This window comes from Lentzea sp. CA-135723, from assembly GCF_050936595.1.
In the GTDB taxonomy this organism is placed as follows: Bacteria; Actinomycetota; Actinomycetes; order Mycobacteriales; family Pseudonocardiaceae; genus Lentzea.
Genome location: NZ_JBNJMK010000002.1, coordinates 1,594,998 through 1,607,323 on the forward strand (window position 1 = coordinate 1,594,998; position 12,326 = coordinate 1,607,323).

The window sequence follows — 12,326 nt, forward strand, 5'->3', positions numbered from 1 at the left end:
GGAATGTACGAAAGTCTCGCCCGCCAAGTGCCGCAGACCGTGCCTGGAGGGATCGTCGCGCTCGCCCTCGCCGGCCGCGTGAACAGCGCTCCCGTCGACGGCCACACCGTGGTGTTCGGCCGCAACCGGCCCGACGTCGACATCTGCGTCGGCGAGAGCGACCTGCGGGTGTCGCGCAGGCACGGCGCGCTGACCTGCCGCGACGGCGGGTGGTGGGTGAGCAACCTCGGGCGGCTGCCGATCCGGTTGCCGAAGTCGCGGTGGCTGTTCCCCGAGGAGGACGCCGTGCCGCTCGCGCACGGCTACACGCCGTTGTTCATCCGCGGCACCCGCGATCGCGAGCACCTGCTGGAGCTGTACGTGGCGGGACCGGACGGCGGGCAGCCGTCAGTGCCACACGGCGCGATGACCGAGCCTCCGCGCCGATGGCGGCTCACCGACGACGAACGACTGCTTCTGGTCGTGCTCGGCCAGCGCTACCTGATGCACGAGGCGAACCCACAACCGTTGGCACGCCAGCACGTCGCCGCCGTTATGTCTGATTTGCGGCCCGACGAGCAGTGGAGCCACAAGAAGGTCGAACACATGGTGGCCGCGGTGCGGGCCCGGCTGTCCCGCGAAGGAGTGCCCGGCCTGGTCCGCGAGGAGGTCGGCGAGCCGGTCGGGAACGCGTTGAACGACAACCTGATGCGGGAACTCGTCCTGTCGACGACCCTGGTGCCGCCAGATCTTGCGCTGATCGACGCCCTGTCCTGAACAGGGCGGCTCTGAACCGGTTCCGTTGCCTGAAAGCGCGACGAGATCAAGGCGTTCTGCAGGTGTTTCCCTTCCGTGACACGGAAACCGGAACAAGATCCGGTTTTTCGCCACTTGCGCGACGGGTGTCCGCAGGTGCGGGACGGTGCTTAGCCTGACTCACGAGTCAGGAATCAGGCATTCGTTGACCCACCCGCCGTCACGGTGCGTAGACGGAATGGACTAACGGCCGACACAGCGTGCGGTCTATTGAACTCAAACAACCCGTTCGTGAAAGAACCACACGTTCGAGTGGCCGTGTGTCCCTGGCACACTGCGCTCCGTGCCGACCCAGTTCCCCGACGAACCACCGACCGAGCGCCACCTGGCGCCCGACCCCCAGCTGATGGAGGCCGCCCGCGCCAGGGGAGCCGCTCGCTGGGCCGCCGCCGGTGACCGCGTGGAGCAGGAAGAACAACCGAAGCAGATCGGTCCCCTCAAGCCCCGTGCCGCCGCGATCGCCGCCATCGTCGCGCTGCTCGTGCTCGGCGGGATCGCGATCATCACGTTCAACGGCGGCTCCGGCGACGGCGCCACCGACATCGCGAACCCCTCGCACAGCTACATCCCCGGCATGATCACCCCGCCGGAGGACCTGCCGGAGGACTCGGCGTCGAACAGCCAGAACCCGACGCTCGCCTCGTCCGCGCTGGGCCTGATGCCGACGACCACGCAGAACGCCGTGCCACCACCGGCTCCAGGTGACGCCGGACGAGCGGCCGGCGGCGCCAAGTCGTTCACTACCGGCCCCGGCTGCGGTGGCTACACCAGCGTCGGCTCGTACCGCGACGGCAAGAAGGGCTGGGTCGACCGCGGCGACGGCAAGTGCGGCTCGACGTTCGTGTCGATCCCGATGTCCGGCGACTCCCGCCGCGACGACAGCTCCGCCTACGGCCTGTGGACGTTCGCGGTCACCGGCACGTGCGACGTCTCCGTGCACGTCCCGAACGGCGGCCTGGAGGAGGTCGGGGGTAATCCGACCGTGTACAACGTCTACGACCGCAACGGGGTCGGCGGCACGCCGCTCGCGTCGTTCGCGATCAAGCAGGTCGACAAGCGCGGCCAGTGGGTGAGCGCCGGGAAGTTCAAGGCCAGCGGAAACCTGACCGTGCAGCTGCTCACCCGAGGTCAGGACTGGAACAACTCCGGACCCACCTACGCCCATCACGCCGCGAGTGCCATCAAGGCAGACTGCACGGCGTGACAAGAGATCTTCACCTGGTCCGGCACGGCGAAGCGACGAAGGACGAGTCGAGGCTGACCGCACGCGGTCGCCAGCAGACCGAAGCGCTGGCGGAACGGTTGCGGGGCACGGGGTTCGCGGCCGTGCACCACGGTCCCTTGCCCCGCGCGGCCGAGACCGCGTCGATCCTCGCGGACGTGCTGGAGGTGCCCTGCCGGGCCGAGGCCGCCGCGGACGACTTCGTGCCGCACTTCGTCCCCGACCACGACGAGTTCTTCGACCAGTTCCCCGAGTCCGAACGCACCCGCGGCCCCGCACTGGCGCACGAGGCCGAGACGCGGTTCGCCCGGCCCGGCGACGGACCGGTGCTGGTCGTGACGCACGCGTTCCTGATCAGCTGGCTCGTGCGGGACGCGCTGGACGCCCCGCCCGAGAGCTGGCTGACGCTGAACCACGACAACGCGGCGCTGACGGTCATCCGCTACACGACCGGTCAGTCACCGCGTCTCGTGCGGTTCAACGACTCAGGGCACCTCAGCTCGCTTTGAGGGTCAGCAAGCTGATCTCACTAGGCGCGAAGACGCGCATCGGCGGGCCCCAGAAGCCGGAGCCGCGGCTGGTGTAGAGCTGGGTGCGGTCGCTGTGCCTCGACAGGCCGGCGACCACCGGCTGCTGGAGCCGCACCAGGTAGTGGAACGGCCAGATCTGCCCGCCGTGCGTGTGCCCGGACAGCTGCAGGTCCACGCCCGCCTCGACGGCCTTGCCGATCTCCGACGGCTGGTGCGCCAGCAGCACGACCGGCGCGGTGGAGTCGGCGCCGCGCAGGGCGTGCGCGAGGTCGGCGGCGTGACCGGGCTCGCCGGAGTGGCTCGCCGTGATGTCGTCGGTGCCAGCGAACACCAGCTTCGCCTCGCCCCGCGTGAGCGTCTCGTGCTCGTTGCGCAGCGCCTTCCAGCCGAGCCTGGTCATGAGGTCGACCCAGCCCTGGCCGTTCGAGTAGTACTCGTGGTTGCCGGTGATGTAGAAGCGGTGCGCGGTGTTCACGTCGCCGAGCGGGGTGGCCTGCTCCAGGCGCTGCTCGGCGGTGCCGTCCGCGATGTCACCGACGTGCACGGCGACGTCCGCGTTCAGGCCGTTGACCGCGTCGACCATGCCGCGCGACCACTTGGCGCGGTTGATGGCGCCGTAGTGAGTGTCGGTGATGACCGCGACGGTCAGGCCGTCGAACGCCGGGTCGAGACGCGGAATCGTCACGTCCTGCCGTTTGATCCGAGGCACGCGCATCGCCTCGTACACGCCGTACACCGTCACGGTGACGATGAGCACCGCGAGCAGCACGGCGATGAAACGGCTGCGGAACGGGTTCTCGACGCCCGCGAGCGCCATGCCCAGCCGCACGACGTCCGTCAGCAGCGTCCACACGAACGCGATCCACACGAACCCCAGCAGGAACTGGGAGATCCGCGCGGCCCGGTCGCTGGAGCGTTGCGTGAACAGCACCATCATCGCGACGGCCGCGGCGACGAACACGATCGCGGCGATCGGGCGGACCGGGTCCGGCCACTCCGCGCTGGCCGCGAACAGGCCCTCGAACGGCACCCAGAACAGCAGTGTCGTCACGGTGAGGAGGACGAGCGTGAACACCACCCGCCGAACCGTGACGCGGGGCCGGGTAGCGGTGGTCGTCATCGAGTGCATCCTCCTGAGTCAGTTGCCTTAGACCTGGTTCAACGCTCAACGGCCGCAGTTTGTTCGCTTTGCTGTGATTTGACGTCCGTCACAGGCGTTTTCCCTGCTCGGACGCAACCGTACGGCCGTTGGGGAGTCTTCTAGTCAACACCCGGACAGCCACCGGACCCGACGACCTAGAGTGGGCCACATGATCTTCTACACCGCCGAGGAAAGCCGCACGCTGCGCACCGCCGTGTACGGCGCGATGCTGCTGGTTTCCCACGCCGACCCCGGCCCGGTGCTGGAGGAGCGGTTCGCCGGCCTGCGCGCGCTGACGCACCTGTCGCACGACCTGCGCGGCGTGCTCGGAGGCGCCCGCCCGTCCGTGCCCGCGGGGTCGGACGAGGAGATCGAGCCGGTCATCCTGGAGGCGCTCCGCTCGTCGATGAAGACGCTGACCGCGAAGTCGCCGGAGGACGCGGCGGACTTCCCGCGCGCGGTGCTCGCGATCTGCCGCGAGGTGGCCGAGGCCGACGGTGTCGTGGTGGACTCCGAGGACGCGATGGTCGCCCGCATCGAGGGCGCGCTCGCCCTCTGACGATTCGCGGTGGGCCGTTCGGATGAACGGCCCACAACCCGCTGAAACGCTCGCTTCGCTGCCGCGATCATTCCGGCATGAACGGGTTGTACGACGGCGAGTTCGCCGGCTACAAGATCGCGTCCCCGGCCGAGTTGGACACGGCTTTGCGGGAGGCGGTCGTCGCGGTGGACGCGAACGTGCTGCTCGACCTGTACAGGTTCAGCCCGCGGACGTCGAGCGACCTGATCAACACCTTCAAGAGCCTGGGCGACCGGCTCGTCGTGCCGCACCAGGCGTTGCGCGAGTTCTGGCGGCACCGGCAACGGGCGCAGGGCAGCCCGCGCGGCGCGACGAAGACCGCGACCGACGCACTCGCCAAGGCGGCGCGCTCTATGAACGACACCTTGGGCATCTGGGCGAAGGCCGTGGGCTTCAACCAGGGTGATCTGGCAGGGCTCACCGGCGAGGTGAACGCGCTGGTGTCGAGTCTCCAGGAGAAGCTCCAACAGGTGCTCGCGCACGCCGACGCGGACCGGGTCGGCGATCCGATCCTGGAACAGCTGGAAGAGTTGCTGCGTGGCCGGGTCACCTCGCCTTTGGCGGACGAGGAGCACGCGTCCTGCGTTGCCGAGGCCGGTCGGCGCATTGCTGCGGAGATCCCTCCCGGCTACAAAGACGCGGGCAAGCAGGAGGACGGCTCGGCCGATGGTGGGGCGGGCGATTACCTCGTCTGGTACCAGGCCACCCGTTATGCCCAGGAACACCAGCGCGACCTGCTGATCGTCACTCGTGACGAGAAGGAGGACTGGTGGTGGCGGCAGGGAGCCGAGTTCATCGGCCCGCGTCCCGAGCTCTCCCTGGAGTTCCAGAGCCTGACCGGACGGCGGCTGTTCCTCCTGCGCCCGACCGATCTGCTCGCACGCGCGTCTGTGCTGGAGGTCGACGTCGATGAGGAGTCGTCGGCGGACGCGGGTCGCCTGTCCTCTTACCTCGAAGAGTTGGAGGGGGTGCGACCGGCCACGTGGACGTTGGAGGAGCTCGCCGTGCTCCTTGTCGAGCTCGATGCGCACGCGCCGCCCCAGGCAGCGGCGCTCCGTCTCGCCACCTCAGGGCCGGTGGTCAGGTGCAGCGAGGTGTCCGCGCTGGGCGACGACCCCGAGGGCACGGTTCTGGTTACGTTCGTCCGTCCCTGCGACCGTCTGACGGCGACCTTGAAGGAGCAAGGACTCCTACATCCGGCCCTTCCAAAGATCTTCAGGTTCAGCCGCAGGGAAGGCGTCTGGTGTTTCGTGGTTCCTGAGGAGGTGCCTGCGTTGTTGCGCACGCTTGCCGCCAACTGAGACCGGCGTCCCACCAGGTGAGTGGTGGGCCGAATGGCGGATGTGCGCGGAAATCGCGGTGCCAGGGTGGATTCCACAGGGGATCGACACTGGGGAGTGTGCCGCCATGGAACTGTCGCGCCGCGAACTGCTGACCCGCACCGGCCAGGCCGCCGCCGTCGCCACCGCCGCGTCCACGTTGACGGCCGGCACCGCCACCGCCGAGTCCGGCGAGCGGGTGAAGCTGACGCAGGGCACGAACATCTCGGTGTCGCGGTCACGAGATGGCAAGTGGCTCGCCATCGACCTCGTCACCGCGATCTGGGTCTTACCGGCGAGTGGCGGGGAGGCGCGCAAGCTGACCGACGAACTGCAGGACGCGACGCTGCCGTCGTTCGGGCCGGGCAACCAGATCGCGTTCCAGTCCTATCGGGACGGCAACTACCACCTCTACACGATCGGACTCGACGGCCGTGGCCTGAAGCAGTTGACGCAGGGGAAGTTCGACCACCGCGAGCCCGCGTTCTCGCCTGACGGCAAGCAGATCGCGTTCGTCAGCGACCGGGCCGGCAGCTACGGCGTGCACGTGCTCGAACTGGCGAGTGGCAAGATCACGCAGCTCACCGGGGTGCCGGACGAGGCTGCCGCACCGCAGTGGTCGGCGGACGGCAAGCGGATCATCTTCACCGTGGGCAACGCGACGGTCGACGCGGTGGCGTTGGACGGCACGCGCGAACGGCTGGCGACCGCACCGGCCGGCTGGCAGGTGTTCGGCGCGGCTTTCGGGCCCGGTGATCAGCCCAGCTACACGCGGATGCGGCCTGGCCAAGCCGAGTTGGTGCTCGGGACGACCGCCGTGGTCACGGGGCAGGACGTGTTCGGGTTCGCGCCGATCTGGGACGGTTCCAGCGTTCTCTACACGGCCGACGGCAGGATTCGCCGGCTGACCGAGGGGTCTACAAAGGACATTCCGTTCACGGCTGTCGTGCCGGTCGTTTCGAAACGTCGGCCGCACCGCACGCGCAACCTCACCGGGGGAGCGGTCAAGGGCATCGCGAGCCCGGTCGTGTCGGGCGACGGCAAGATCGCGTTCCGGGCGTTGAACGCGCTGTACGTGCTGGTCGACGGCAAGGCCACCAAGCTCACCGATGGCAAGTACTTCGACTCGGACCCCGACTTCTCGCCGGACGGCAAGCAGATCGTCTACGCGAGCGACCGCACCGGTGTCGCCCAGCTGTGGGTTCGCGACCTCGCGTCCGGCCAGGACGAGCTGTTCGCGCCCGCCCCGCACGCGCAGATCACGCCGCGCTTCTCACCGGACGGCACGAAGGTCGCGTACCTCGACCAGGACGGCCAGGTGTGGGTCGCCGACCGGCAGGGACGCAGGCAGCTCACGCCGACGTTGTTCCAGCCCGGCCGCCCGACCTGGTCCAAGGACGGCACCATCGTCGCGCTGGCCGCGGTGAAGCCGTTCTCGCGCCGGTTCCGCGAGGGCACCAGCCAGATCTTGAGCGTGGACCTGACCAGCGGCGAGCTGAAGTACACCGAGCCGATGCCGTTCCGCTCCATCGCGACGCGCGGCGACGACGGCCCGGTGTGGTCGCCGGACGGCAAGCTGATCGCGTTCGTCGTGGAGAGCGTCGCGTGGGTCGTGCCGGTCGACGCCAAGGGCACCTTCCAGGGCACGCCCCGCCAGGTCACGCACGAGGTCACCGACTCGCTGGCGTGGCACGGCAGCGAAGCGTTGGTGTACCTGAACAACGGCCTCCTGCGGAAGTCCACTCTGGACGGAAGGGTCACGACCATCCGGCACGGCCTCACCTGGCGCAAGCCGAAAGCGCCGGACCGCAAGGTGATCCGCGTCGGCGCCTACTGGGACGGCGAGGCGCACGAGCTCAAGCGCAACGTCGACCTCGTCGTGGAGAACGGCAAGGTCGCGGAGATCCGCCCGCACCGGGGCAAAGCCGACGTCGACGCCGGCACCCTCACGGCCATCCCGGGCCTGATCGACGCCCACAACCACTGGCACCTGCGCGGCCGCCAGTGGGGCGCGCGGCAGGGCAACGTCTGGCTCGCCTACGGCATCACCACCGTCCGCTCGCCCGGCGACCCGGTCTACCAGATGGTCGAGACCAGGGAGGCGCTCGCGGCCGGAACCCTGACGGGCCCGAGGTTCTACGCCACCGGCGAGGCCGTGGACGGCGGCCGCGTCTACTACAACTTCATGCGCCCCACCCTGAGCAAGGCGCAGCTCGACCTCGAACTCCGCCGCGCTCACGAACTCGGCTACGACCTGATCAAGACCTACGTCCGCCTGCCCGTCGAACTCCAGCGCGCCGCCGTGCAACGGTCGAGGGTCCCGCTGTCGAGCCACTACCACTACCCGGCCGCCAACCTCGGCATGGACGGCCAGGAACACGTCGGCGCCACCAACCGCCTCGGCTACTCGCACACGATCACCAGGCAGGGCAGGGCATACCAGGACGTCGTCGCGATCTTCACCAGGTCCGGCATGTCCATGACCCCGACGCTCTTCCAGTCCCGAGCCCTCTACGACACCGACAAGTCCCTCGCCACCGACGAACGCACCCGAATCCTCTACCCGCCGTGGGAGTACGAGCGCAACCTCGCCGACGCCAACACCCAAGGCACCCCGACGGCCACGTCATCCCGCGCGGTCCTCAAGGGCTGGGTGGAACTGGCGCTGAACGTCCACCGCGGCGGCGGCTTCGTCATCACCGGCACCGACGCACCGCTCGACAGCCCCGCCACCGCCACCCACCAGAACCTGCGCGCCCTCGTCGAATACGACTTCACCCCGAGGGAAGCGCTCATCACCGCGACCCGCAACCCGGCGAGGTGGCTGGGCCTGCCGCTCGGCACGATCACCCGGGGAGCACCGGCCGACATCGCCTTCGTCGAAGGCGACCCGCTCGCCGACATCAAGGCGGCGGCGAACGTCAAGCAGGTCATGGTCGGCGGGGTCCTGCACAGCGTCCCGGACCTGCTGAAGCCCTACCAGCAGCCGGTCCAGAACCTGACGACGTCAGCGGCGCTCGACCCGTTCCCGTCCGCCGAGAACGAGCACTGGTGGCACGAACCGGAGTGGGCCGAGCGCGTCTGCTGCGATCACTGACGTTCGGGCGCCAGCACGATGTCGAAGCGGGAGCGCGTCCACGGCTTGTCGCCGAGCGCCCTCCCGTCCGGCGTCGGCGCCCCCGCCGGCTGCTCCTCGAACCGCTTGACCAGCGACTCCTTCACCCCGAACACCGAGTCGCCGATCTCCAGCTGCGGATCACCCTCGACGAAGATGTGCGTGACGAGCGTGCGGAAACCCTGAGCCGACACCATGAAGTGCAGGTGCGCGGCCCGCACGGGGGAGCGGTCGACGGCGTCGAGCAGCGCGCCGACCGGGCCGTCGTGCGGAATCGGGTACGCGGTCGGCTGCACGCCCCAGAAGCCGAACGCGCCGTCCTCGCCGGAGAACAGGTGGCCGCGGCCCGCGACACGGGAGTCGGTGTACTGGACGTCGTAGAAGCCGTCCTCGTCCGCCTCCCACACCTCGATGCGTGCGCCGGGGATCGGGTCGCCCAACGTGTCGCGGACGGTTCCCTCCACCCAGCACGGGGTGCCGGCCGCGCCGCCCGCGATGTCGCCGCCGATGCCGACGAAGGGTGACTCGTCGACGAAGAACGGGCCGAAGACCGTTGCCTCGGTGGCGTTCTCGTAGGCCTCGTTGTTGACGGCGATGGTCTGCATCGAGGCGCCCAGGACGTCGGACAGCAGGATGAACTCCTGCCGTTTGTCGTCGGTGATGTGGCCAACGGCGGTGAGGAACTCGATCGCGCGCGTCCACTCCGCCTCGGTCAGGCGGGTCTCGCGGATGAACACGTGCAGGTGCTTGACGAGCGCCTCCATGAGTTCCTTGAGCCGCGGGTCGGGGGTGCGGGCGAACGAGGCCAGCACGTCCGCGATCAGCTGCTCTTCGACTCGGTGCTGGGCGGTGGTCATGCTTGCGGAGCTCCGTTCTGGGCGGTGGTGAGCAAGGCGATCAGGTCGTCCTCGGTGACCGCACGGGGGTTCGACGGGGGCACGGACGGCAGGATCAGTGCAGCGGCCTCTCGCACGTCCGGAACGCCGCGCAGCACGGGGGAGGCGCCGATCTCGGCGTACAGGTCGAGCAGGCTGCCGCCCAGCGCATCGCGGATCCGGGTAGCTGCCTCGGGGACCGCGACAGCGTTGAACGCCAGCACGTGCGGCAGGACGGCGGTGTGCGTCTCGGCGTGCGGGAGGTTGTACGCGCCGCCGAGGACGTGGCAGATCTTGTGGTGCAGGCCGGAGCCGGCCGACGCGAACGCCACGGCCGCGAGGTAGGCGCCGTAGAGCAGCTGTTCGCGTGCGTCCTGACGCAGGCCGGTGCTCAGCGCGCGGATGCCTTCCAGCGCCAGCGCCTGGTTGATCGGGTCGGTGCGGGGTGCCCACATCGAGTCGACGCAGTGCGCCAGCGCGTTGCAGCCGGAGGCGACGGCCAGGGAACGCGGCAGGGTCGCGGTCAGCGCCGTGTCGTAGATGACGGTCACGGGCAGCACGCGGTTGTCCGAGCCCGTGGTCTTGCGCGACGCCTCGGTCAGGCCCCACACGTTCGTCGCCTCGGACCCCGCGTAGGTGGTGGGCACGGCGACGATCGGCAGGCCGGTGGTCAGCGCGACCGCCTTCGCGAGGCCGGTCGTGGAGCCACCGCCGACGCTCACCAGCAGGTCGGCGTCAGCGGCGAGCGCGCGGGCACGTTCGGCGTTCTCGACCGGTACGTGCGGGGCCACGTCGGTGCAGTGAACCGCCACGTCGATCCCGGCGGTGACCTCGGCGGCGACGGGTTCGCCGGAGATCAGCATCACCCGGCGAGCACCGAGCCGCGAGACTTCGGCGGCGAGGTCGGTGGCCGCCGTGCCGGTGCCGAACCGGACCCGCTGGCCGAGCGTCACGTGCTCGAACTGCCAGGTCATGCGCTCTCCTCCCGGCTCAGCACCGACGTCAGGACGGTCATCAGCTCGGCCTCCGGGTCCGCGGGCAACGACGCCGCCCGCCACGCGACGTGCTTGTCCGGCCGCACCAGCACCGCCCCATCTTCGTCCACACCGGACAGTCGCGACCAGTCGAAGTACAGGTCGGTGACCTCGCGGCCGGGCCCGATGACCACGGTCCGCACCGGTACGCCCAGCCGGTCGGCGGCCTTCTGCGCCGCGGCGGCCCAGGCCTCGCCGGTGATCCCGGTCAGCAGCGTGAACTGCCCGTACGGCACCAGGTCGTGCGTCGAGACCTTGCTGCGGCTGTCCCCGACCCAGGCGTGCGGCAGGCGCGCACCCGGCCAGGTCGAGGGCTCGTAGTACAGCTCCGGATCCCGGGACGGCTCGGCCCGCACCGAGCCGTCACCCACGACCGCGCTCGACTCGTACGACTGACCCATCTCCACGCCGTGAGCGTTGAACTCGTAGTTCTTCAGCTCCATGGCCTCCCGCACGGCCGCGCGCTTGGCGGCACCGGCCGGAGTGCCGTCCTTGCGCTCCTCGATCCGCGCGTCCATCTCCGCCTCCGACTGCGACGCGTCCAGCCCGAGCGCCTCGAACAACGCGCCGAACTCCCGCGCGGACTTGTTGGCACGCGTCACGATCTGCCGCGCGACCGGCGCCCGTTCGTCGGAGTACGTGTCCAGCAACGAGGTTCCGGCCTGGCCGTTCAGCACCAGCGCGAGCTTCCACGCCAGGTTGTAGGAGTCCTGGATCGACGTGTTGGAGCCGAGACCGTTCGACGGCGGGTGCTTGTGCACGGCGTCCCCCGCGCAGAACACGCGCCCGCTCTGCAACCGCGTCGCGTACTGCTCGTTGTTGCCCCACAACGAGATTCCGGTGATCTCCGCGTCCAAGGACGAGTCCCCGACGAGGTTGCGGACGATCTGCAACGCGTCCTCGGAGCTCACCTCGGGCACGCCCTGCGAGAGGTCGAAGCCCCAGACGATCAGCCACTCGTTCCACGGCCGCACCATCCGCACGAGCCCGGCGCCGATGCCACCGACGTTCGCCCCTGGCTGGATCACCCAGTACAGCACCGAAGGCCGGTGCCGGCAGAGTTCGGAGAGGTCGGCCTTGAACGTGATGTTCATCGAGCCCGCGATGTCCATCTCGCCTTCGCAGGGCAGACCCAGGTCGGCGGCCACGGCGGACCGGGCGCCGTCCGCGCCGATCAGGTACCTGGCCCGGATCTCGTACTCGTGCGCGGTCGTGCGGTCGAGCACCCGCACGGTCACGCCGTCCGCGTCCTGCTCGTGCCCCAGGTACTCGGTGCTGAACTGCGTGCGGGTGCCGCGTTCGGTGGCGTTGCGGACCAGGATCGGTTCCAGGTACGTCTGCGGGATGTCGCAGTTCATCGACGGCGACGCGAGCACGTGGTCGGCGTGCCGCGCCGGGTGGGTGCCCCACGTGAGGATGCGGCCGATCTCCTCACCGGTGATCGAGGTGCAGAACACCGTGTCACCGATCTGGTCGTGCGGGGTGGCGTCGGCGAGCACCTGGTCCTCGACGCCGACGTCGCGGAGGATCTCCATCGTGCGCTGGTTGGTGATGTGCGCGCGAGGGGTGTTCGCGGTCCACCGGTACTTCGTGATCATGATGTTCGGAACGCCCAGGGTGGACAGGAACAACGCCGCGGAGGCTCCGGCCGGGCCGGACCCCACGATCACCACATCGGTCTCGACGGAGGTCACCATGCCGAGAACGGTGACAGG

At 69.5% G+C, this 12,326-nt stretch carries 10 protein-coding genes; 6 read left to right on the top strand and 4 right to left on the bottom strand.

The window, feature by feature from the left end; translation table 11 throughout:
- Positions 1–3 precede the first annotated feature (3 nt).
- The 3 genes from ACQEU1_RS43410 (at position 4) to ACQEU1_RS43420 (ending at position 2,526) form a co-directional block, all read left to right on the top strand.
- Positions 4–756 (top strand): FHA domain-containing protein, encoded by a 753-nt coding sequence (locus tag ACQEU1_RS43410; RefSeq protein WP_433216149.1) that lies wholly within the window; start codon positions 4–6, stop codon positions 754–756.
- Positions 757–1,078: 322 nt separating this feature from the next.
- Positions 1,079–1,999 carry a hypothetical protein gene (locus ACQEU1_RS43415; RefSeq protein ID WP_433216152.1) on the top strand — a complete coding sequence of 307 codons (921 nt, stop codon included), beginning with the start codon at positions 1,079–1,081 and terminating at the stop codon, positions 1,997–1,999.
- Positions 1,996–2,526 (top strand): histidine phosphatase family protein, encoded by a 531-nt coding sequence (locus ACQEU1_RS43420; RefSeq protein ID WP_433216155.1) that lies wholly within the window; start codon positions 1,996–1,998, stop codon positions 2,524–2,526. Before ACQEU1_RS43415 ends, ACQEU1_RS43420 begins: the two co-directional genes overlap by 4 nt.
- On the opposite strand, the gene ACQEU1_RS43425 is transcribed toward ACQEU1_RS43420, so the two are convergent.
- A complete protein-coding gene (locus ACQEU1_RS43425) occupies positions 2,513–3,667 on the bottom strand; it encodes a metallophosphoesterase (protein ID WP_433216158.1) in 1,155 nt (384 codons plus the stop codon). The genes ACQEU1_RS43420 and ACQEU1_RS43425 overlap by 14 nt on opposite strands.
- Before the next feature lie 190 nt (positions 3,668–3,857).
- On the opposite strand from ACQEU1_RS43425, the gene ACQEU1_RS43430 reads away from it, so the two are divergent.
- From ACQEU1_RS43430 to ACQEU1_RS43440, 3 genes are all read left to right on the top strand, one after another.
- Positions 3,858–4,247: a hypothetical protein gene (locus ACQEU1_RS43430; RefSeq protein WP_433216161.1), complete on the top strand. Its 390-nt coding sequence runs from the start codon at positions 3,858–3,860 to the stop codon at positions 4,245–4,247.
- Positions 4,248–4,324: 77 nt separating this feature from the next.
- Entirely contained in the window at positions 4,325–5,569 is a 1,245-nt protein-coding gene (locus tag ACQEU1_RS43435; RefSeq protein ID WP_433216164.1) for a PIN-like domain-containing protein, read from the top strand.
- A gap of 106 nt (positions 5,570–5,675) precedes the next feature.
- On the top strand, positions 5,676–8,684 hold the full coding sequence (locus tag ACQEU1_RS43440) for an amidohydrolase family protein (RefSeq protein WP_433216167.1): 3,009 nt from the start codon (positions 5,676–5,678) through the stop codon (positions 8,682–8,684).
- Here the strand turns inward: ACQEU1_RS43440 and ACQEU1_RS43445 are convergent.
- From ACQEU1_RS43445 to ACQEU1_RS43455, 3 genes are read right to left on the bottom strand one after another with little or no spacing between them, the layout of a single operon-like run.
- The gene (locus ACQEU1_RS43445) at positions 8,678–9,559 is read right to left on the bottom strand and encodes a dioxygenase (RefSeq protein ID WP_433216170.1); all 882 of its coding nucleotides are present in this window, start codon (positions 9,557–9,559) and stop codon (positions 8,678–8,680) included. The genes ACQEU1_RS43440 and ACQEU1_RS43445 overlap by 7 nt on opposite strands.
- The gene (locus tag ACQEU1_RS43450) at positions 9,556–10,551 is read right to left on the bottom strand and encodes a maleylacetate reductase (RefSeq protein WP_433216173.1); all 996 of its coding nucleotides are present in this window, start codon (positions 10,549–10,551) and stop codon (positions 9,556–9,558) included. Before ACQEU1_RS43450 ends, ACQEU1_RS43445 begins: the two co-directional genes overlap by 4 nt.
- Positions 10,548–12,308: an FAD-dependent oxidoreductase gene (locus ACQEU1_RS43455; RefSeq protein ID WP_433216176.1), complete on the bottom strand. Its 1,761-nt coding sequence runs from the start codon at positions 12,306–12,308 to the stop codon at positions 10,548–10,550. The genes ACQEU1_RS43450 and ACQEU1_RS43455 overlap by 4 nt, the downstream gene beginning before the upstream one ends.
- Positions 12,309–12,326: the final 18 nt, after the last annotated feature.

What these genes read in the sequence shown, in the direction of transcription:
- ACQEU1_RS43430 (WP_433216161.1), top strand. Translation starts at nt 3,858, where the DNA reads ATGATCTTCTACACCGCCGAGGAAAGCCGCACGCTGCGCACCGCCGTG.
- ACQEU1_RS43435 (WP_433216164.1), top strand. Translation starts at nt 4,325, where the DNA reads ATGAACGGGTTGTACGACGGCGAGTTCGCCGGCTACAAGATCGCGTCC.
- ACQEU1_RS43455 (WP_433216176.1), bottom strand. Translation starts at nt 12,308, where the DNA reads ATGGTGACCTCCGTCGAGACCGATGTGGTGATCGTGGGGTCCGGCCCG.
- ACQEU1_RS43450 (WP_433216173.1), bottom strand. Translation starts at nt 10,551, where the DNA reads ATGACCTGGCAGTTCGAGCACGTGACGCTCGGCCAGCGGGTCCGGTTC.
- ACQEU1_RS43445 (WP_433216170.1), bottom strand. Translation starts at nt 9,559, where the DNA reads ATGACCACCGCCCAGCACCGAGTCGAAGAGCAGCTGATCGCGGACGTG.
- ACQEU1_RS43440 (WP_433216167.1), top strand. Translation starts at nt 5,676, where the DNA reads ATGGAACTGTCGCGCCGCGAACTGCTGACCCGCACCGGCCAGGCCGCC.
- ACQEU1_RS43410 (WP_433216149.1), top strand. Translation starts at nt 4, where the DNA reads ATGTACGAAAGTCTCGCCCGCCAAGTGCCGCAGACCGTGCCTGGAGGG.
- ACQEU1_RS43425 (WP_433216158.1), bottom strand. Translation starts at nt 3,667, where the DNA reads ATGACGACCACCGCTACCCGGCCCCGCGTCACGGTTCGGCGGGTGGTG.